This window comes from Roseobacter sp. HKCC-CH-9208, from assembly GCF_037805125.1.
Classification (GTDB): Bacteria; Pseudomonadota; Alphaproteobacteria; order Rhodobacterales; family Rhodobacteraceae; genus M30B80.
Genome location: NZ_JBBLYK010000001.1, coordinates 2,399,386 through 2,420,408, shown reverse-complemented (window position 1 = coordinate 2,420,408; position 21,023 = coordinate 2,399,386). Strand labels below are relative to the sequence as shown.

Sequence of the window (21,023 nt, the reverse complement as noted above, 5' to 3'; positions counted from 1 at the left end):
GGGCTCGGATTATGAATGGGCGCATCATGTCAGCCGTGCGCGCGCCCTTGGGTTTGAAGATCACCGCATCGCGCGTCTCGCAGGCCCAATTCACGAGATCACAGGTCAAGATCAAACCATCGTCCGCGCAGTCGATGCCCTGATGACCACGCGCGCGATCCCCCCCCAGATGCAGGGGCCGCTTGAGGCCGAAATTGGCAAAGAGGGCATTTTTGATTTGATTGCCACAGTGGGCTTTTATAGCACGCTTGGTTTTATCCTTAACTCCTTTCCCCCACCGCTGGATGAGGCGGTCGCGCGCGAGCTGCGCGAAACGCCGTTTGAGGGCGCTTAGGCGCAGTTGACCTCGCCCCCTGCTGCCTTAGCTAGGTTTGCAAAGCACATCCAAGCGAGGCAAAAACATGCAGGCCACACGGGCAGGGGCAGAGGCGCGTCTGATCGAATTCACCCCCAAAATGGGCAAGGCCTATGCCAATGGGCGCAATTACGATCTGGGACATGGTGCACATAAATCTGTGTCGCGCCTGTCGCCTTATATCCGCCGCCGCCTGATCCGCGAAGCAGAGGTTATCAAAACCGCGCTTGGCACACATGGCGCGGTTTCCTCTGAAAAATTCATTCAAGAGGTGATTTGGCGCAGCTATTTTAAGGGCTGGCTTGAGATGCGCCCCGCCATATGGCGCAGTTACGTGTCAGGTCTTGAGGCCGATATGGCCGTGCTCGACCAAGATCGCCCTTTGTCCCGCGCCTATACCCGCGCCATCGAAGGGCGCACGGGGCTAGACTGCTTTGACCATTGGGCGCGCGAATTGGTTGAAACGGGCTATCTGCACAATCACGCGCGGATGTGGCTTGCCTCGATCTGGATATTCACGCTGCGATTGCCATGGCGGCTTGGCGCGGATTTCTTTTATCGTCATCTCTTAGATGGGGATGCAGCGTCTAACACCTTGGGCTGGCGATGGGTTGCGGGCCTACATACGCGGGGCAAATTTTATGCGGCCGAGGCGTGGAATATCGCAAAATTCACGCAAAATCGATTTACCCCGCGCGATGTAGATTTGGCCGTGGTGACAGAAGGGCTTGAAGCGACCGAGCCTGATGGCCTGCCCCCGACCCTGCCACTGCGCAACCCCGTTGCGCCACAGACGGGGGCGAAAACCCTTTTGCTGATCACTGATGAAGACTGCGGGATCACAGGCGCCGATATTGCGGGCTTTGATGTTGGTGCCGTGGTGGGGTTGACCCAATCGCATTTGCGCCATGCAAGCCCAGATGTCGCCGCCTTCGAGGCGGAGGCCATTCGCGATTGTGCAAATCGGCTTGGCCTGACCGCTGAAATGGTCGAGGCGCGCGATCCAAAACTCTTGGCGCAAATGGCCACGCGGCTTGGGGCCGTGCAAATCGCCACCCCCTATATCCCGCAAGGGCCGTTATTCGATTGGATCACCGAAGCGCGCAGGCCCCTTGAGGCTGCAAATATCACCTTCGCCGAATGGTGCGACCCATGGGATCAAAGGATATGGCCCCATGCCACGGCGGGTTTCTTCAAGGTAAAACAGAAAATCCCCCAGCTGATTGCCGCATTGGATTGAGAGATAAATTCTTAACTGGCATCGCCCGTGGCGGTGAGGCAACATGCGCGAAATTGTAAGCTGGCGGGAGGATAACATGACAGCGCAAGGGCAGGATGATAATCAAATTTGGGTCAGTGCCGAGGCGATCACAACCTTTAGCCGCGCTATATTGTGCGCTGCGGGCGCAGATGAGGCCACAGCCACAACCACTACAGATGCCATGATGCATGCCAGCCTGCATGGCGTAGACAGCCACGGCTTCCGCCTTTTGCCGCATTATCAGGCGGTGATGCGCGGCGGGCGCGTCAACCCGCGCCCCAATCTCAAATTCATCAAAACCCGTGCAGGCACAGGCATGTTGGATGCGGATGATGCGCATGGCGCACGCGCGCTTTATGCCGCGGCGGATCATGCCGCCGATTTGGCCCGTGAGGCGGGCATTGGCGCGGTTGGGGTGATGAACAGCTCGCATTACGGCGCTGCGGGGGCTTATACCATGGCCTTGGCCAAGCGCGGGATGGGTGGCATGGTCTTTGGCAATTCAGACAGTCTTGTGCGCCTGCATGACGGGGCCGAACGGTTTCACGGCACCAATCCGATCTCCATCGCCTTTCCCACCGCAGGCAACCCTTGGCTTTTGGATATGGCGACCAGTTCCGTGCCCTATAACCGCGTGCAACTTTATGCTTCCCTTGGCGTGACCTTGCCCGAAGATGTCGCATCTGACGCCGCAGGTGTTAACACAACCGACCCTAATAAAGTTGAAATGTTGGCCCCGCTCGGGGGCGAATTCGGGTTTAAGGGGGCCGCATTGGGGGGCGTTGCAGAAATCTTTTCAGCGGTTTTCACGGGCATGAAAATCTCGCCCGATCTCGATGCCATGGTGGGCGGTGACATAACCCGTCCGCGGGGCGTGGGGGGATTTGTGATTGCCATTGACCCTGAGGCCTTTTTGACAGGCCCGATATTCATTGCGGGCATGGAGCATTACCTGACCAAGCTGCGCAACAGCACGCCCCGCACAGGCGCGCGCGTCATGGCGCCTGGGGATCGCGAATGGGATGTGGCAGCCTTACGCGCTCAAAAGGGCATCCCCCTTGACCCTGTTACCCAAGCAAGCTTTGCCGAACTGACCAAGACAACAGGATTGTCGCTGTGACGGGGCGCTTTGATATCGCGGTGGTTGGTCGTGGCCTGATGGGCACAGCCGCCGCGCGGTATCTGGCGCAAATGGGTCATCGCATGGCCCTAATCGGCCCCTCCGAGCCGCAAAACCGTGCAACCCATGATGGCCCCTTTGGCAGCCACCATGACGCAGGCAGGATCACGCGCGGCCTTGCGGAAAAGGCTGATTGGTCCCGCCTCGCCTTGCGCTCAATGGCGCGATACCGTGAACTTGAGGCGGTATTAGGGCAAGAGTTCTACACCCCATGCGGGGTGATGATGGCAGGGCCAATCGCAGGGCCCGCTGCGGATTTTACGCACGCCTTTCTGCAGGCTGCTGAGGCCTTGGCCATTCCTCATGAGCGGCTTGATGATGCAGGCCTTGCGGCGCGCTTTCCCTTTATGCGGTTTCCCGTAGGAACAGCCGCCGCATGGGAGGCCGCAGGCGGTTGGATCAACCCCCGCTTGTTGCGCGCCGCAGAGGAGCGCGCGATGGAACAGGCGGGGGGCGTGGTGATTGACGCCGCCGCCGTGGCGCAGAATCAGGGCACAGTCACCCTTACAACGGGCGATACAGTGGATGCGGGGCATGTCGTCATCGCCACGGGGGGCTATGCGCGCACCGACAGGCTTTTGCCCGCCCGCCCCGATATGAACGTGATGGCACGCACCGTGCTTTTGGCCGAAATCGCGCCCAATGATGTGGCGCGCTTGGCCGAGATGCCCACGCTGATTTCCATGCCCGAAGATGGGCGCATGGATGAAGACCTGTATCTGCTGCCACCGATCCAATATCCCGATGGGAAATATTATCTGAAAATCGGGGGCGAACCTGCCTCACCAAGCCTGACCACTCAGGCCGAGATGACCGCATGGTTCCGCTCTGAGGGCAGCGCAGAGGCCGCCGCGCGCTTGCAAGGCTATTTGACGGCAATTTTACCTGATCTGCCAGTGCAATCCTATCACACTGATACCTGCGTCATCAGTTTCACCGCCACAGGATACCCCTATATCGAGCGGCTTGATGATCACCTGACCATCCTGACAGGTGGCAATGGGGCCGCCGCGAAAAGCTGTGATGAAATCGGTCGCCTAGGGGCTTTGGCGGCCACAGGCCAACCCCTCGCCCCTGAGGGGTATGACACCGATTTCAAAGCCAAATTTATCTGATTGTAATGAAAGAAAGGTTGCCGCGTTATGAGCCTATCTATCACCCTAAACTGGCAGCGCCAAGAGGCCACGCTGACCCCGCAGAAATACAGCAACGCCCATGAGATCACCTATACTGATGACACCAAGGTCATGGGGGATGCCGCGCCCGATTGGGGCGGGAATCCCGCCTATACCAATCCAGAACAGGCCTTAGCGGCTGCGATGTCGAGTTGCCATATGATGACCTTTCTGGCCCTTGCCGCAAAGGCAGGTTGGCCTGTGGCAAGCTATACCGACCATGCCGCGGCCTATTTGGGCAAAAGCCCCAAAGGCCGCATGGCCGTGACCCGTATTGATCTGCACCCCAAAGTGACCTTTGATACCGGCTTTTCGGTGGATCAGGAAACGGTTGACGAGATGCAGCACCGCGCCCATCGTTATTGCTTTGTTGCGAATTCCATCGCCGACTATGTTGAGGTGACGATCAGCTAAGCCCCTAATCTGGGAGAGGATGCCATGACCATAGCCAGCCAAACCAATATCCTAGACAGCGCGCTTGATGCGCGGGGGATTTTACGTCTGACCCTGAATGACGAAAAACGCCGCAATGCGCTGTCTGAGGCGATGCTGAACCGCCTTCTTGAGGCGATCCATGCGGCAGGCGATGATCCTGAGGTGCGGGTGGTCATTCTTGCCTCTCGTGGCCCCGCTTTTTGTGCGGGCCATGATCTCAAGGAATTGACCGCGGCCCGCGCTGAGGGCGATGGGGGGCGCGCCTATTTTACCAAGATCATGGCGCTTTGCGCATCCGTGATGCAGGCAATTGTGGCCTGCCCCACGCCCGTGATTGCCGAGGTGCGGGGCGTGGCCACGGCGGCGGGGTGCCAATTGGTTGCGACCTGTGATTTGGCGGTGGCCGAAGACGGCGCGCGCTTTGGCACACCAGGGGTGCATATTGGGCTATTTTGCTCGACCCCCATGGTCGCTTTGTCGCGCAATGTCAGCCATAAACACGCGATGGAGATGCTGTTGACGGGCGATATGGTCGCGGCCCCGCGTGCGGTGGAAATGGGATTGGTGAATAAGGCTGTCCCAGAGGCGGAACTCAGCGCCACAATCGAAGAGATGGCCGCCAAAATCGCCGCAAAATCCACAATGACCCTCGCCACTGGAAAATCGGCCTTCTATCGCCAAGCCGAAATGGGTCTGGCCGAGGCCTATAATTATGCCGCGCAGGTTATGGTGGACAATATGCTGACCCATGATGCCGAAGAAGGGATCGGGGCCTTTATCGAGAAACGTCATCCACAATGGCAGGACAAATGAGCCAGATTTATCACGATGACCCAAGCCTTGCGCGGCGCGCGGCCAATCATCAACCCCTCAGCCCGCTGAGTTTTCTTGAGCGCGCTGCAGGCACTTATCCTGATCATGTGGCCATCATTCATGGCCCCTTGCGCCGCGGTTACCGCGATTTCTATGCGCGCGCACGGCAATTAGCGTCTCGCCTGACACAAGACGGGGTGCGCAAAGGCGATAATGTCTCGGTGATCCTTGCCAATACACCCGCCATGTTAGAGTGCCATTACGGCGTGCCAATGTGCGGCGCTGTTTTGCATTCTATTAACACGCGGCTTGATGCGGCCATCATCGCCTTTCAGATCGACCATGCCGAAAGCAAAATCCTGATCGTGGATGCGGAATTCATGCCACTGGCCCAAGAGGCGCTGCAACTGGCGAAATCCAAGCCGCACTTGGTGCAATATGACGACCCCGAATATGACGGCCCGCGCAGCGATGTGATGGCCGAAGATTACGAGGCCTATCTGGCCAAAGGTGATCCTGACTATCACTGGGCCCTGCCCGATGATGAATGGGATGCGATTGCGCTTAATTACACCTCTGGCACCACGGGCGATCCCAAAGGTGTGGTTTATCACCATCGTGGGGCTTATTTGCTGGCACAGGGCAACGCGCTGATCACTTCGATGCAGAAACACGCGGTCTATCTGTGGACCTTGCCGATGTTTCACTGCAACGGCTGGTGTTTCCCTTGGACAATTTCCGCCATTATCGGCACCCATGTCTGCCTGCGCCAAGTGCGCAGCTCGCCGATTTGGCGCGCCCTGACCGAGGATGGCGTAACCCATCTATGCGGCGCGCCAATTGTGATGTCGGTGATCTTGGATGCGCCCGAGCGAGAGCAACTGCCATCACAGGTGAATTTCTTTACCGCCGCAGCCCCGCCACCAGAGCGGGTCTTGGCCGATATGCAACAGGCAGGGTTTGATGTGACCCATCTTTATGGCCTGACCGAAACCTATGGCCCCGCCGTGGTCAATGAATGGCATCAGGAATGGTCAGATTTGCCCCTGCCCGAACAAGCGCGGCTTAAATCGCGTCAGGGCGTGAAATACACGCCGCTGGAACAGCTGGATGTGCTTGATCCCGATACGTTGCAGCCTGTCCCGCGCGATGGGGAAACTTTGGGCGAGGTCATGTTCCGCGGCAATGTCGTGATGAAGGGATATTTCCGCAACCCAAACGCCACCGAAAAAACCTTTGCGGGCGGCTGGTTCCATTCGGGCGATTTGGCGGTGATCCACCCAGATGGGTATATTCAGCTGAAAGACCGCTCAAAGGATATCATCATCTCAGGAGGCGAGAATATTTCCTCAATCGAGGTCGAGGAAGTGCTTTATGCACACCCTGCCGTGGCTGTCGTGGCCGTGGTGGCCCAGCCAGACGAGAAATGGGGCGAGACGCCTTGCGCCTTTATCGAGTTGAAATCAGGGGAAAGCGCCAGCGCAGAGGATCTGCGCGAATGGTGCCGCGACCGCCTCGCCCATTACAAATGCCCGCGTGATTTTATTTTCACGGAGATCCCGCGCACAAGCACGGGTAAAATCCAAAAATTCCAATTGCGCGACATGGCAAAGGCAGGGGCAAGCTAACAGGCTTACCCCCTGCGATCCCCCGCACGCCGCATGCGCAAAAGCTCCATAAGCTTCAGATCGCGCGCGCGATGCGCCTCGGGCAGGCTGTCTTGCGGGTGCAGGGCATCCAAATAGGACGTCAGTCCCTGGTCTAAGGCGGATGACCAATCGCTTATCTTTGTATCGCCCTCAAACATGCTCTGATACATGCCCGCAAAGCGCGTGACATAATCCGACACGCCCCCTGGTGCATTCAGGTGGATCGTTTCAAACGGCCCCATAAACGACCATCGCATCCCCAAACCATCGCAAATGGCGCGGTCAATATCCTCGGGCGCGGCCACGCCGTTTTGCAGCAGCTTAAACGCCTCAATCAGCAACGCACCTTGCAATCGGTTAACCACGAACCCGTCAATCTCGCGCTTTAATGTAATTGGAATTTGCCCTGTCTGTGCAATCAAATCGCGCACTTTTTCGGTGACCTCAGCTGCGGTAAAAGGGGCAGGCACAATCTCAACGGCGGGCACCAGATGGGGGGGATTGATCGGATGCACGACCAAGCAGCGCCCGCGCCCCGCGACATCAGCCGCATAGGACGAGGCAGGAATGCCCGAGGTTGAACTGCCAATCGGCACATCAGGTGGCAGAATTGCATCCATCTCCGCAGTCAGGGCCGCCTTTACATCGCGTTTTTCTGGGCCACTTTCTTGGACATATATCACACCCTCAAGCGCCGCGGCCAAGCTCGCAGCCACGCTGATCTGACTGCGATACTCTCGTGCGGCAATCAGGCCGTGATCGGCTAAATCCTGCAACCGCGCCAAAACCTTTGGCGCCGCGCCATCGGCAACACCCGCGATAGGATCATAAAGCACAACATCATGGCCAGCTGCCACAAACACAGCCCCCCATGCCTGACCAATCAGCCCGGCCCCCACAATCGCAATCTTGACCATATCTCCCGCCCTCCAAAATCATATCTGTCGATATGCTATAGGATCGGCGGGGCGGCATTCCAGATGAAAAAGAAAACTGGCGCACCCGAGAGCAGGTTCGATGCCTATCCTAAGCGCCATCAAGAAACTGAATCCAGCTATTTCAATAGGTTAGCGCATCCTCAAGAAAGTTCAAGTGTCGAAACCTTACCTGCAACCTTGCCGGAGGTATTCCAGGTCCAAGGACCAAGGATCGAGCTCCAGGGGGTTACTTGGCCCAACCGATTTGCACGGGGCGCAGGGGGTGGCCCCGGGGAGCCCTCTATATGCGGGCCGTGCGCCTCGGACCTCGGGCTTCGGTCATAGGTTGGTGGATTTCGTTGGGTGGAATTTTGATGAGGGAATGCGACTGGGTATTTAGCAGGTTCTATCCTATTGGCTTTAAGAGAATTGGACGTAAGAGCAGGACTTTATTTGTTGTGTGCTACCCAACAAGTTGTGGGCTGCTTGTGGCAAAGTCTCGAAGCCACTCAAAGGCAAGCAATTGAAATCTTTCAATATCATCAGAAATTGACTGAAAAATCTTCTAAAATCTTGATTTGATTGGGTATCATCTGGTACTATTGACTGGTCGGAGGGGCGATCACCGACTGCAACTTCGTCACGTGGCGCAGTTGGCCTAAGCGCACAAGCCAAACCCCAAGAATATGTGTGCATCCACTGTTTGGTCTCTAATGAGATCGACCAAGGAGGGTGCACCTATGCATTTTTCTAAACGAACATACGTCACACGCGGTGAACTCGCTGCGGAGCTTCGCGTAACCAAAGCAACTATCCGTCAATGGGAGGCGCTCAGAGGTTTTCCCCAACCACTTCCCGGTTCTGGACGGGTACCACTATACAAGACAGCTGATGTCGCCGCTTGGCTCGAAGGCGCTAAGGAGGATCAGGCATGAGCATTACGCATAACCACTCGCTCGCGCTTTATCTGGCGACCGCACACGGCTTCCCTGTTTTTCCAGCCCGCGAAAAGCCTCACACCTTCACTGACCGGACCGGAAAAATGCGGACGCTTCAGGCAAAATCTCCCTACACTCCGCATGGTTTGAAGGAAGCCACCACGGATGCGGGGCAAATAAACGATTGGTGGAATAAATATCCAAATGCTCTTGTAGCAGTTCTATGCGGCGAACAATCGGGGCTGTTAGTCATCGACATAGATTGTGGTGGAGATAAGTGTGGAGAAGCGTCCTTTGCAGCAACCGGACTAACGATCCCAAAAACAGCACAGACACGGACGATGTCTGGCGGAAGGCATATCTTTTTTAAATATCCGAAAGGATTGAACATCAGGAACTCTGCCTCGACCTGCTTTGGAAAGGATGTCGATGTCCGGGCCGAAGGCGGCTACGTTATTTTTGCGGGTTCTGTTTTGCCTGACGGGCGCTGTTACGAACCTGTTGAGGGACTGAGCATTGAAGAAGTCGAGGTCGCGCCACTGCCGGACCAGTACCTCACACGGCTTTTGGCGCCGCCTAAAAAGACTCAACTTAATATAGCCACGGGTACGCAGGAGGGCGCTAGGAACCACACCCTGTTTCACCATTCAGTACGCGCCACCCATGGGGGGCTATCGGACGATGAGGTTCGGGCAGCGGCGTTTGCGCTCAACAAAACGTTTAACCCGCCGCTTGACGCAGAAGAGGTCGAGAGCACAGTGGGTAGTGCTGTTGGGTACCGTAAGAATAGCCGCCTGCCCTTTACCGACTTAGGAAACGCGGAACGTTTTCGGCAAGGATGGCGCGGAGGCGTCTATTACGCCAGAGAACATCGCACGTGGTATTATTTTGATGGCCAGCGTTGGGTGCCTGATGATGCAGCAGCCGCACGAATGGCGCATGAGACCGTACGGAGCATCGGCAAGGAAGCCGTTGAGGGCGATCCCGACGACCTACAACATGCCATACGTTGGCAAAAAAACTCAGAGGCAAATGCGCGTATCAAAGCTATGCTTGATATTGCGTCGCAGCTTGAAGGTCTCAGCATTAGCCAAGAAGCCTTCGATACTCAGCCCCATTTGGTGAACTTCCAGAATGGGACAATGGACCTAAAGACGGGCAAGTTCTACGAAGCCCGTGCCAACGACAAGATTACCAGGCTGGCAGGTTGCGCGTGGGACCCAGAGGCTAAAGCGCCACGCTTCGTCCAGTTTATATCAGAGGTTGTCGGCGAGGATAAAAATGACGCCCATTATTTGAAGAAACTGACGGGATATATCTTATCCGGGGAACGAAAGGAGCAGCGCCTGCAGATCCTGATTGGCGATGGGGGAGATGGCAAATCCACGTTAATTGAGACACTCAAGAGCCTGTTGGGAGACTACCAAACAACACTGGCTGCGACTTCAATCTCTGCGCAAAACACCGCCGCCATCCCTAACGATATTGCAAAGTTGGCGGGCAAGCGGCTAGCAACAATATCGGAGTTGCCGCAAAAGTTACATGTAAACACACAGTTGGTCAAAGCACTATCGGGCGGCGACACGATGACGGCTCGCTTCCTGCATAAAGAGTTCTTTGATTTCCAGCCTACCGCTCAACTCCTTGTGGCCACGAATTTTTATCCGTTTGCTGATCCAGAAGACAAAGCATACTTTCGTCGCCTGGCAATGCTCAGATTTCCAAATAGCTTTGCGGATGAGAACCCTGACAAGGAACTCAAGAGGAAACTAGCTTCAGAACTGCCGGGGATCGCTGTATGGGCGGTGGAGGGATACCGTGCTTATCTGGAGGAAGGATTGGAGCTTACTCCGTCAATGCGGTACGAACTCGATAAGTATCGCCGTTTTACCGATCCGCTAACCGGCTTTTTTGAAAATTGCCTGGAGGTCACACATCGCGACAGCCATTTTGTTCCAACAGATGATCTAGTCGACGCCGCTGCGAAGTATTGCCGAGCGGAGGATCGTCCCCATCCCGCAAAGTCTGATGTGCTTCGCTATATGGAGCGACGCGGACTAGAGCGTGTCCAACGCCGTGTCGGGAACAACAAGTTGCGGGGCTTTATTGGTTTGCGGGTTGTCAGTTATCAAGAGCGAGACGTGCCGTTCTGAACCCCGTCACAGGTGTCACAGCGATTTAGGGTTTTTTTAGGATTAGAGCCAGAAATAAAAAAACCAAAAACTGCTGTGACAGCTGTTCCAGTCGATGCTCACATGCCGAAATGATGGCGCCAAGTGTTGACCAAGAGGCCGCCAGAAATCAGTTGTTCTTCGATCTCCGCAAGCTCAGCACGGATTTGTCGTCCAACCTCGGCATTGCGCTTCGCTGCGGCCCGCTTCTCTTTCGTTAACCGCCCATGAGTGGTTTGTGCTGCTGCGATCCGCGCACGTCCTTCCTCGGTCCGCGGTCCTGTGCTAGCACCTCCATGGTTTCGGCACCGAGCGCGGCCTTTCAAGGCCGCTTTTTTGCATGGGTGCCCTGCGCGTGTTTTCGCGCCACAACGTTTACCCTGCCAAAATTGGCCGAAGCGCCAAGCTTTCCCGACCGTATTACCTTTTGCAAACATGCAAAACACCCCTTTCATGGAGTGTTACACTATAACATAATTCTGCTGAAGCAAGAAGCGCCCGGAACTAAGTCTCGAGGCCAAAAATAATTGTCAACTAACTCTGAAAGACTGGCCGTGCGGCAACAGCTAATCTGAATGCTCAATGCGAATAATTATGAGATTACTCTCGCGTTTAAGGAGATACTGCAACAATGGTGGAGAGGTTTTGGGTATGAGGATTATGTGAAAAATCAGTGTGACAGCACCGATTAAGGACTGGCAAAATCGTCTCCGTTAGGATGGACCTGATGGTAGTAATCTGTCATTTGCAGCTCGCTTGCTGCTCCGTGATCAACTATGACGGTGACCTTGGGATGCATTTGCAGGGCGGACGCCGGACAGGCGGCGCTGACGGGCCCCTCGACCATCGCGGCTACGGCAGCGGCTTTGGCCCTACCAGTCGCCAAAAGTAGACAAGTGCGCGCCTCCAGTATGGTCGCGATACCCATTGTAATTGCATAGCGTGGGACAAGATTCTGCGAATTAAAAAACTGTTGGTTGGAGTCGCGTGTGGCCTCAGTCAGGGTCTTGACCCGTGTGCGCGAACCAAGACTGGATGTCGGTTCGTTGAAACCGATATGCCCATTCGCACCTATCCCCAAAAGCTGCAAGTCGATCCCACCCGCGTTAGCAATGCAAGCCTCATAGCGTTGCGCCTCAACACAAGGGTCAGAGGCATCGCCGCGCGGCAGATGGGTGGCTTCAGCGCGGATGTCGGTATGCTTGAATAGGGCGTCGAGCATGGTCTGGTGGTAAGAACCAGGATGGTCGGGTGGAAGGCCCACGTACTCATCAAGGTTGAAGGTGCTGATCCCCGCCAAAGATAACTCGCCCGCATGATTCCGACGCACGAGTTCGTTATAGAGCGGCATCATCGTGCCCCCAGTTGCCAAACCTAAAACCGCATTTGGAAGCGTTCGGATTTGCGCCGACACTATATCAGCTGCCCGCAAAGTCACAGCCTGCGCATCTTCCAAAATAAGGATCTTCATTTACCTTCCTCGTCCAGTCGCGCCAACAGCGCGCCGAAAAGTGGGGCATTTGCCCCCAATCGCGCTGCCTGCACAGGCACCCGAAACAGCGGTGGCTCCGCATCAAGGAAGCGGCGCACTCGATCGATGTAGCCATCCGAAAGGCCTATGCTGCCACCGATTGCTACCCCCTGCAGCCCAAGAATCGCGGTCAAATCGGCGATCAGAGTGCCAACCGCCTGCGCACTGTTCTCAACGATCGCCTCCGCCCAAGCCTCCCCCCGCAACGCCGCTGCGCAAATGGCGCGGGCATCGATACCCCTGTCGGACGCGACCAGAGCCATGGCCTGCCCGCCCGCGATACTTTCAACTGTGTTCTTCCTACCGCTGCCGCAAGCATTGCTCGTGGCTCCTTGGGCAGTGGCAAAGCCAACGTGCCCTGCAAGACCGCTGGGGCTGGTCAAAAGCCGTCCCATCAGTACCAAGCCCCCCCCAATTCCGGTCGACACGGTGAGGAAGGCAAAGTTCGTAATGCCCTTACCCGCACCAAAACGCGCTTCGGCCAGGGCAGCGGCAGCAGCATCGTTTAAACAGTTCACGGGTCCAAGCTCAGCCGCGATCAAGTCTGCAAGCGGCACGCTGGAGATTGCACTGAGCGTTCTTGCATTGACCGCATGCCAGTGCCCTTGAGCATCAATGCGCCCGGCGACCGCCACGCCCAAGGGCTCCCCTTTAAGGTATCCGATTTTTCGCGCTATACGAGCCATGGCGTCTACCTGCGCATGGGGTCCATCCGATCCAATGGTTTGGGTAATCTCTCGTGCCACGACCTCTCCCGCAACAATCCGCGCGGCAATGACCTTAGTGCCACCCAGATCAATCGCGAAGCCTTCCAAATCATTTAGCTTCATGCACATCCCTTATACCTGAGCCTTGGCTACAGCGGCATGAAACCATCCTGTGACGATCTCAAGCCGTGTTAGCGCGGTCCCTATTGTGACTGCATCCGCTCCGGCATGCATCGCCGCAGCAGCGTCCTCAGGCGAAATCAGCCGCCCCTCGGCCATCACGAAGCCACCGATGCCCCGAAATCCTGACACAAGGTCGAGGTCCGGGCCATCGTGGTGGCCCAAGGTATCGGCAGTGTAGCCGGACAGGGTAGTGCCGATGATAGCAAAGCCCATATCTCTCGCTATTCGCCCTTCTTCAATAGTAGCGCAATCTGCCATGCCAAGCACTGCCTCCGCTTTAATCGCGGCCCATAGGGCGGTAAGCGGCTCTGGACGCATGCGGCGTGTGGCATCTACTGCAACCACATCGGCCCCGGCGGCCGCCAGATCGTGCACATCGCTTACGAAGGGGGTGATCCGCACCGGGCTGTCAGACAAATCGCGCTTTATCAAAGCGATGATAGGGGCATTTATGACTGCGCGCGTCGCCCGCAAATTAGCCAAGCCCTCGACCCTGACACCGCGCGCGCCACCAGCGATGGCCGCTGCCGCCATTGCGGCCACAATCTCGGGCCGATCCATAGGGCCACCTGTCACCGGTTGGCACGACACCACTAGGCCGCCATGCAATGTAGCCAAAACATCTCTCATCGCATTAAGCTCGGAAGTCCTATAGCGAGCACCGGAAACACACAAACAAGGATCAACACTAAGATAGGCGGGATCAACCAAGGCAGTATCGCCCAAGCGAGGCGCTGGTAAGGAATATTGCCAACTTGGCTGACCACAAAAAGCGCCATACCCATCGGTGGCGTAGTGATCGAAATCATCAGGTTCAAGATCACGATGATCCCAAAATGCACAGGGTCGATGCCGAAACCCGCCGCAATTGGCACAAGGATCGGAACGATCACTAGCAAGATCACCAAGGCCTCAATAAAACAGCCCAGGACAAATATCATCGCGTTAACCGCAATCAGGAAGGTCAAGGGACTGTCAGCAACAGCAAGGAACATCTCCGCGACTTGCTGCGGCGCTTGTTCGCGTGCGAAGATGAAGCTGAAAAGAGACACCCCCGCTATTATGGTCGCAATCGAGGCCGAAGTGACAGCAGTTTCATAGGCAGCGTCCCAAAGCCGCGCCCAGGTCAATTCGCGGTAAAAGACGAGATCAATAAAGATCGCATAAAGGACGGTGACGGCTGCTGCCTCGGTTGGCGAGAAGTACCCTGAGAAAATACCGCCAATAATAACCAAGGGCGTCAGAAGCGCGGGCAGTGACCGCCAGAACAACAACCGGATTTCGCTCGATGACCGGCGCGGGTCACGTGGAAAGTCGCGTCTGAGCGCCACTACGTAGATCATGATCATCAAAGCAATGGCGCACAGTACACCGGGGATGACTCCACCCAAGAACAACTGCCCAATCGAGACATTGGCGATCACTCCGTAAAGGACCATGGTAATGGAAGGCGGCACCAAGGGTCCAATCAAGGACGAGGCTGCGGTAATAGCACCAGAGAGTTCATCATCGTATCCCGCCTCGCGCATTGCTTCGATCTCCATCTTTCCGAGACCACCTGCATCGGCTAGCGCCGATCCGGACATCCCCGAAAAAAACAACGAAGCCAAAACGTTTACATGGCCCAAGCCTCCCCTAACATGTCCGACTAAGGCCCGCGCAAAACCAAATAAGTGGTGAGTTATGCCGGCGCTGTTCAAGATCGCAGCAGCAAGAATGAAGAGTGGTACCGCCAAAAGCGGGAAACTGTCGAGCCCATCTACCATCCGCTGAACAGCAAGAAACATACCCCGTTCGACGTACCAGAAATAACCCAATGACACGAAGATCATGGCAATCCCGATAGGGATGCCAATTAAGACCATAAGAAGCCAAAGACCACCGATGATGATGAGGGTCATAGCGGTTCGACTCCGTCTATCTCACTGCTTTTGCCAACCCAGATGCGCCGTACAATCCTGTACATGACTAAGGCTGCTGCGATCATCGCAGAGGCGTAGAGAGCCGCAGTAGGCAAGGGAAGAGTGACTGAACTTGCGCCAAGGGTGCGCGATACTGTTTGCCAACCCACCCAACACAACTGCCCCATCACACCCAGATACACCAGATCAACGATGGTAAAAACGAACTTTCGGAGCTGTGCAGGCAAAGCTGCGCCAAGAAATCCCATCCGCAAATGGCGGTTTTGGCGCTCAACCTCGGCGATGCCGATAAAGGCCATCCAAACCCAGACCCAACGCGCCGCTTCCTCGGTCCAGACAGGGCCGCGCAAAAGTGGGGTTCGGCCGAGGATTTGAATTGCGATGATGGTGATTAGCGCCAAAAACAGGATTGTAGCGATGCTGCCCTCGAAGCTGTACTTTCGCATTTTTGCCATGGCGCCAATCCTTTAGAAGGGGCGACCGTGCGCCCTAACGCACGGTCTCTAGGTATTCAGTCGCGGCCACGGACACGAGCGATGGCGCCCGCTCCGAACTCAGCCTCGAGTTGATCGTAGTAGGGGCGCATGGCAGCGCGGAATGGGGTCAAGTCGGGACGGGTCACGCTCAACCCGCGCCCTTCAAATGTAGCAAGCAACTCAGCCTCTGCAGTGTTAGTGCGAGTATTATTCTCGACACCGCCTGCCTCGACAGCAGCCATCACCCAACCCTGCTCCTCGGCGCTCAGGCTATTCCAAAGGTCGTTCGACATCATCATCGCAATGGAAGCAATGAAATGGTTAGTGATGGCAACGTGGCTTTGCACCTCGTAGAACTTCATCGCCTCGATCGTTGGCAGCGGGTTTTCCTGTGCATCCACCTGATTTGTTTGAAGCGCCAGATAAACCTCAGCAAAGGCAACCGGCGCTGGGGTGGCACCTACGTTTTCAGCATAAGCGATCAGGAAGGGCACATTGGGTGTCCGCATCCGCAAACCCTCCATATCAGCCATGCTTTCGATCGGACGGTTCGATGTGGTCTGGCGCGTACCATAATACCACAGGTCTAGCATTTTTATGTCCTGCTCCTCAAAGCGCCCAGCCATCTCTTGACCCCATGGGCCGGCAACAATTTCCTGCAAATGGGCAAAATCATCAGCGACATAGGGCGCTCCGATTAGGTTCAACTCAGGAATGACATAGCTCATGTCTGGATAGCCGGTGGTCACCATGTCAAGCTCGCCCGCCTGCACCTGTGCAACCATGGCACGGAAATCGCCAAGTTGCGAGGAAGGGAAGATCGAAATGGTCATCTCGCCACCCGAAACTTCAGCCAGCGTCGACGCCATTACTTGCGCCCCCGCATAAAGGTTCGATACCTCGTTATCCTGCATACCCAGCGTTAATTCGCGCTCGGCAAAGGCTGGCATCGCCATCGCAATAGCGAGACCGCCTGCGATCACTGTTGTCCTATAATGTTTCATGTCGTTTTCCTCCTGTTGGATCCTTGCGCAAGGCATTCTCTGCGCTTACACGTTGTCAGTGGTCACGCCACCACTTTCGAGCGCCGCAGCTTTAAGACGACGGCGTAGTGACCGCGCGAGATGTGCCTCGATCACGTCAGTTGCCGCAGCGACATCGCCATCTAGGATAGCGCCGTAAATCGCGCGGTGTTCTTGGTAAGAGATTTTGTCATTGCCCAGTGGGTCAGCCACTGAGGGGCGCTCAGCGAATAAGCGGCTAACGAACATATCGTGCAAGCTCAGCAAGATTGGGTTCCCCACTACTGACACCAACGCCCTATGAAAAGAGATGTCAGTCGCCGCGAATTGCGGAGTGCCAATGGTTTCTGAGTTTCTTTCCAAGGCTTCTCTCAGCTTCGCGAGCTGAACAGTATCTGCCCTCATAGTTGCTGCGCGCGCCGCACCTGTTTCGATGAACTGCCGCATCTGTTCTAGATGCGCCCCCGCCTCAATATCACCTAGAACTTCGCGGATGTCATCGGCAGCGGTGAGCAAGATTCTCTCAAGCGAGGGGCTTGTAGCGCGCGGACGGTGGCCCGGTTGCGCGTCAAGATAACCGCGTAACTGCATCTGCGAAAGTGCTGCACGCACGGTCGGACGCGAGGCCTCGAAACGGTCGCTCAATTCGCGCTCAGTGGGAATAGGGTCTCCTTTAACTTGGCGGCCAAGCTTTATGTCGGCAATCAATGCCTCGGCGATCGCATCGCTACTAACACGTGAAGTGCCAATGGCCTCAGTTCCTCGCACGGTCGCATTCCCTCATTTGGCTTCATCAAGATGTATTTCTGGTAAATTTAAAATGATTAATTGTCAATTAAATTACATACTATGGACAATTTGAACAAACCAAATTAGATTTTTGGATTATAATCATTTTGATAATTAGGCTGTCCAAATGTCCAAACCTCTATCCGGAATGTACGCCGCGTTGATGTCAGCTTTTGACGATCATGGGGAGTTTAGCCCCGAACGCCAATCAGCATTAAACGCCTTTGTCCTGCGTCAAGGGCTAACTGGGCTTTATGTCGGTGGTAGCAGCGCCGAATCGGGGCTGTTAGAAACCGACGCACTTCTGTCCCAGCAAGAGGTTGTCGCCCGTGACGCTGTAGGCTCTGGAGCGACGCTAATCGCGCATGTGGGGGCGCCTTCGCTTGCGGCTTCCCTGACGCTTGCGCGGAATGCTGCACGCTTGGGTTATAATGGGCTTTCGGCCCTACCGCCGCATTCCTATCCGTTCAGTGACGGTGAGATTTTTAGCTATTATAAGAGCCTTGCCGCCGCGACTGATCTGCCGCTCATCGTCTATGAGGTGCCTATCCGTACCGGGCGCCCCTTGCCATTGCCGCTTTTGATTGAGATCCTCGATTTGCCCAATGTTGCGGGGATAAAGTATACGTCCACCGATCTGTTCAAACTAACGATGCTTAAGACAAAACGTCCCGACAGCACCTACTTCTTCGGTTTCGACGAAATCTACCTTGCCGCTGGAGCCTTGGGAGTCGATGGCGGCATTGGCACAACCTACAATATCCTCGGTCGACTGTACGCCGCCCTGAACGCCGCCGTTTTGGCTGGCGATCTTGAAACCGCGCGACGTTTGCAGGCGGTATCCGCTGAATTTGTAATGGGTCTTTTAGAGGTGGGCGTGCTGCCAGGAATGAAGGCGTCCCTGCGGGCCTGTGGGGTCGAGTGCGGCGCTGCACGCGCTCCGCTTGCCTCCCAGATTGCTGATGCAGATGCTAAGATGAATGCACTTGTGGCACGGGCGTCAATCCGTGACTGGTTGGGTTAACAAAACAAACTGTATTGCTCGACGGGAGCATGCCGTCGTGTTCAACCATTTTGTGACATCCGTTCCCTTTTACCTCCCCCTCCGCCAGTAAAGCCAATAACGGATCGCAATGCCCAACTGAATGCAAACTAGAATAAGTAAGCGCCAATGAAACGTTCCACTATCAACACCATCATGGCGGAAGCCGATGAACTCATTAGGAAGTACGGATTTACGCTGCCACCTTTTGCGTATTGGTCACCCGAAACTTTCACTGATCAAAAAAGGCTTGCGCAAAATGTAATCAATGCACGCTGCGGTTGGGACATCACAGATTATGGCGCGGGTAACTTCGACGAAATGGGTTTGTTTCTGTTCACGCTCAGGAATGGCCGGCTTGAGGATCTGCAGCGCGGAGGCGGTATGTGCTATGCTGAAAAGCTACTGATCTCTCGGCAGGATCAGCTTTCCCCTATGCATACTCATATCATTAAAGCCGAGGACATCATTAACCGCGGCGGCGCTGATCTGATTGTTGAACTCTTTGGCTCGGACGATCACGGAAACTTTGCAGAAGACAAGGGCGGCACCGTATTTTGTGATGGCATTAGAGTCGATTACGCTGCGGGACAAAAGCTCAAATTGGCACCCGGTGAAAGTGTTACGCTTATGCCAGGTGACTGGCACGCTTTCTGGGGCGAAGGTGGCGATGTATTGATCGGAGAGGTCTCAACCGTCAATGACGACGAAACCGATAATATCTTCCGAGAACCGATTGGACGATTTGCAACCATCGACGAAGATGTGGCACCAACCCATTTATTGGTAAGCGACTATGCAAAATGGCTGCGCTGAATGATGGGCTGCTGTCGTCCATCAGCTATGCAATGGCATATCTTTGATTTTGTTTGTCGCAAGTGTTGATATTAACAAAGGTGGCGATATTGCAACTTGTATTCAACCGTTTTCCTGACGACATAGCTTGATTGTTTAAGTTGCTCGCCTTCTGCCACTTACATGCTTGATTATTGTTGAGGTGAGGAAAACTGAAACAGAAGCTATGGCTGATTATGGTAGTTGAACTGTCAAAACCGTCCTCCAATAAATCCACCAACCTATGACCGAAGCCCGAGGTCCGAGGCGCACGGCCCGCATATAGAGGGCTCCCCGGGGCCACCCCCTGCGCCCCGTGCAAATCGGTTGGGCCAAGTAACCCCCTGGAGCTCGATCCTTGGTCCTTGGACCTGGAATACCTCCGGCAAGGTTGCAGGTAAGGTTTCGACACTTGAACTTTCTTGAGGATGCGCTAACCTATTGAAATAGCTGGATTCAGTTTCTTGATGGCGCTTAGGATAGGCATCGAACCTGCTCTCGGGTGCGCCATTTCCCAGTTTCAAGGTCCAAGGACCGAGTACCAAGTGACTGTTTCCACGGATCTTGGTTCTTGAACCTACTTTCTATTATAAGCCTAGGTATTTTGGTTAGTCACGATAGTTCAGCTATTACGTCTACCCCAAGCTGTTTAACTAAGTGAAGGGTATCCAACATGCACCAATTTTCAATAATCTTACCATTTGAGCATCGCCACCAATCACAGTCTCGCATAAAAACACGGTTGCCTGTTGGCTCAATGCCAAGGAATGGGTTTACATGAACCCCTGTAATCATTTTCCATCCATGGAGGAAAGCGTAATCACCATCTCCAGCCTTGCAATCGGCACCAACACCTGAAATGCCATCCTCTTTGCCGTCACCCCAACCAGAGAACGTCTTCTCAAAAGGGCGTTGAAATTTATCAAAAGCCTCAACGGTCGCATAAGTTCCGAGACCACCGGGACCATACCAAACCATATTATTATCCCAATATGGCTTCCACTCAGCGTTCTCAGTTGCCAATCGCTTTAACATTCCCTCAACCAAATCTGCGCTTGCACGAGAGGTTTTGGGGTTGCTTTCGTTGATAAGAACACCGTCATGTGTTGCTGGCCCAGGGACAACACCTTCATACCCCTGACTTAGGGCCAAAGGCCATTTCCCGATTGCAATAATCAATTCCGCAAGACCAAGATAAACATACGTTTCTACAATGTTGCCTTCCTCCATTTTGTGAAATTCACCAAAACGCAGGAAAGCCATCTTGTTGCTTGGGGGAATGCCAAAAAGTGGATTTTCAAAATGGCCGTAAAAATATCCTGTTGAAGTCACCCACTCAGTGCCAAGATACTCACCGCCAATAACGATATAGTTTTGACGGCTAAATCCACCAAATGCTTGAGATATGGGCCAGATGACATCGGTAAAATACCCCGTGCCATCTTGAGCTTCGTTGACGGGGTGACTGGCGTTTATCTTTGCCGTTTTACTGAAGATTTTTTTTGTCTGCGTTTCAATATCTTGAATGCTTAAACCGTCAAAATATTGAAGATAATTTGCATATATTGTTTTGTTTTGAAAACTCGTTGGGGTAGCAATCCCCATTGGTGGTCGGTTCATTCT

19 protein-coding genes and 1 pseudogene are annotated in these 21,023 nt (G+C 54.9%); 10 read left to right on the top strand and 10 right to left on the bottom strand.

Translation table 11 applies throughout. The features are described from left to right. The 7 genes and pseudogenes from AAC621_RS12255 to AAC621_RS12225 all read left to right on the top strand — a co-directional run. A pseudogene (locus AAC621_RS12255) lies at window positions 1–334 on the top strand (carboxymuconolactone decarboxylase family protein); the annotation flags it as partial. Window positions 335–401: 67 nt separating this feature from the next. Beyond that, entirely contained in the window at window positions 402–1,595 is a 1,194-nt protein-coding gene (locus AAC621_RS12250; protein WP_340256215.1) for an FAD-binding domain-containing protein, read from the top strand. Between the two features lie 76 nt (window positions 1,596–1,671). Next, entirely contained in the window at window positions 1,672–2,736 is a 1,065-nt protein-coding gene (locus AAC621_RS12245; protein WP_340256212.1) for an Ldh family oxidoreductase, read from the top strand. Further along, on the top strand, window positions 2,733–3,911 hold the full coding sequence (locus AAC621_RS12240) for an NAD(P)/FAD-dependent oxidoreductase (RefSeq protein WP_340256209.1): 1,179 nt from the start codon (window positions 2,733–2,735) through the stop codon (window positions 3,909–3,911). Before AAC621_RS12245 ends, AAC621_RS12240 begins: the two co-directional genes overlap by 4 nt. A 27-nt stretch (window positions 3,912–3,938) precedes the next feature. Further along, window positions 3,939–4,385, top strand: coding sequence for an OsmC family protein (locus AAC621_RS12235; protein ID WP_340256206.1), 447 nt, complete (start codon window positions 3,939–3,941; stop codon window positions 4,383–4,385). Between the two features lie 24 nt (window positions 4,386–4,409). After that, window positions 4,410–5,219 carry an enoyl-CoA hydratase gene (locus AAC621_RS12230; RefSeq protein WP_340256204.1) on the top strand — a complete coding sequence of 270 codons (810 nt, stop codon included), beginning with the start codon at window positions 4,410–4,412 and terminating at the stop codon, window positions 5,217–5,219. Continuing rightward, a complete protein-coding gene (locus AAC621_RS12225) occupies window positions 5,216–6,847 on the top strand; it encodes an acyl-CoA synthetase (RefSeq protein ID WP_340256201.1) in 1,632 nt (543 codons plus the stop codon). Before AAC621_RS12230 ends, AAC621_RS12225 begins: the two co-directional genes overlap by 4 nt. 5 nt (window positions 6,848–6,852) lie before the next feature. On the opposite strand, the gene AAC621_RS12220 is transcribed toward AAC621_RS12225, so the two are convergent. Then, a complete protein-coding gene (locus AAC621_RS12220; RefSeq protein WP_340256198.1) occupies window positions 6,853–7,785 on the bottom strand; it encodes a 3-hydroxyacyl-CoA dehydrogenase in 933 nt (310 codons plus the stop codon). 931 nt (window positions 7,786–8,716) lie between these two features. On the opposite strand from AAC621_RS12220, the gene AAC621_RS12215 reads away from it, so the two are divergent. After that, complete coding sequence (locus AAC621_RS12215) at window positions 8,717–10,876, top strand: phage/plasmid primase, P4 family (protein WP_340256195.1); 2,160 nt, start codon at window positions 8,717–8,719, stop codon at window positions 10,874–10,876. Window positions 10,877–10,974: 98 nt separating this feature from the next. Here AAC621_RS12215 and AAC621_RS12210 read toward each other — a convergent pair whose 3' ends face one another. From AAC621_RS12210 to AAC621_RS12175, 8 genes are all read right to left on the bottom strand, one after another. After that, entirely contained in the window at window positions 10,975–11,331 is a 357-nt protein-coding gene (locus AAC621_RS12210; RefSeq protein ID WP_340256192.1) for an HGGxSTG domain-containing protein, read from the bottom strand. Between the two features lie 251 nt (window positions 11,332–11,582). Continuing rightward, the gene (nagB, locus tag AAC621_RS12205; protein WP_340256189.1) at window positions 11,583–12,365 is read right to left on the bottom strand and encodes a glucosamine-6-phosphate deaminase; all 783 of its coding nucleotides are present in this window, start codon (window positions 12,363–12,365) and stop codon (window positions 11,583–11,585) included. After that, complete coding sequence (locus AAC621_RS12200; RefSeq protein ID WP_340256186.1) at window positions 12,362–13,255, bottom strand: ROK family protein; 894 nt, start codon at window positions 13,253–13,255, stop codon at window positions 12,362–12,364. Before AAC621_RS12200 ends, nagB begins: the two co-directional genes overlap by 4 nt. A 9-nt stretch (window positions 13,256–13,264) precedes the next feature. Then, a complete protein-coding gene (locus AAC621_RS12195) occupies window positions 13,265–13,906 on the bottom strand; it encodes a putative N-acetylmannosamine-6-phosphate 2-epimerase (protein WP_340256183.1) in 642 nt (213 codons plus the stop codon). Window positions 13,907–13,941: 35 nt separating this feature from the next. Further along, entirely contained in the window at window positions 13,942–15,216 is a 1,275-nt protein-coding gene (locus AAC621_RS12190; RefSeq protein WP_340256180.1) for a TRAP transporter large permease, read from the bottom strand. Next, entirely contained in the window at window positions 15,213–15,692 is a 480-nt protein-coding gene (locus AAC621_RS12185; RefSeq protein WP_340256177.1) for a TRAP transporter small permease, read from the bottom strand. Before AAC621_RS12185 ends, AAC621_RS12190 begins: the two co-directional genes overlap by 4 nt. A 56-nt stretch (window positions 15,693–15,748) precedes the next feature. After that, window positions 15,749–16,717, bottom strand: a complete 969-nt coding sequence (locus tag AAC621_RS12180; RefSeq protein WP_340256174.1) for a sialic acid TRAP transporter substrate-binding protein SiaP — start codon at window positions 16,715–16,717, stop codon at window positions 15,749–15,751. A gap of 45 nt (window positions 16,718–16,762) precedes the next feature. Further along, window positions 16,763–17,503, bottom strand: a complete 741-nt coding sequence (locus AAC621_RS12175; RefSeq protein ID WP_340256171.1) for an FCD domain-containing protein — start codon at window positions 17,501–17,503, stop codon at window positions 16,763–16,765. Window positions 17,504–17,651: 148 nt separating this feature from the next. Here AAC621_RS12175 and AAC621_RS12170 point away from each other — a divergent pair, with 148 nt between their 5' ends. Both AAC621_RS12170 and AAC621_RS12165 read left to right on the top strand, forming a co-directional pair. Further along, window positions 17,652–18,548, top strand: a complete 897-nt coding sequence (locus AAC621_RS12170; RefSeq protein ID WP_340256168.1) for a dihydrodipicolinate synthase family protein — start codon at window positions 17,652–17,654, stop codon at window positions 18,546–18,548. A 147-nt stretch (window positions 18,549–18,695) separates the two neighbouring features. After that, window positions 18,696–19,382, top strand: a complete 687-nt coding sequence (locus tag AAC621_RS12165) for a D-lyxose/D-mannose family sugar isomerase (RefSeq protein ID WP_340256165.1) — start codon at window positions 18,696–18,698, stop codon at window positions 19,380–19,382. A gap of 630 nt (window positions 19,383–20,012) precedes the next feature. On the opposite strand, the gene AAC621_RS12160 is transcribed toward AAC621_RS12165, so the two are convergent. Continuing rightward, window positions 20,013–21,020, bottom strand: coding sequence for a nuclear transport factor 2 family protein (locus AAC621_RS12160; RefSeq protein WP_340256162.1), 1,008 nt, complete (start codon window positions 21,018–21,020; stop codon window positions 20,013–20,015). Window positions 21,021–21,023 lie beyond the last annotated feature (3 nt).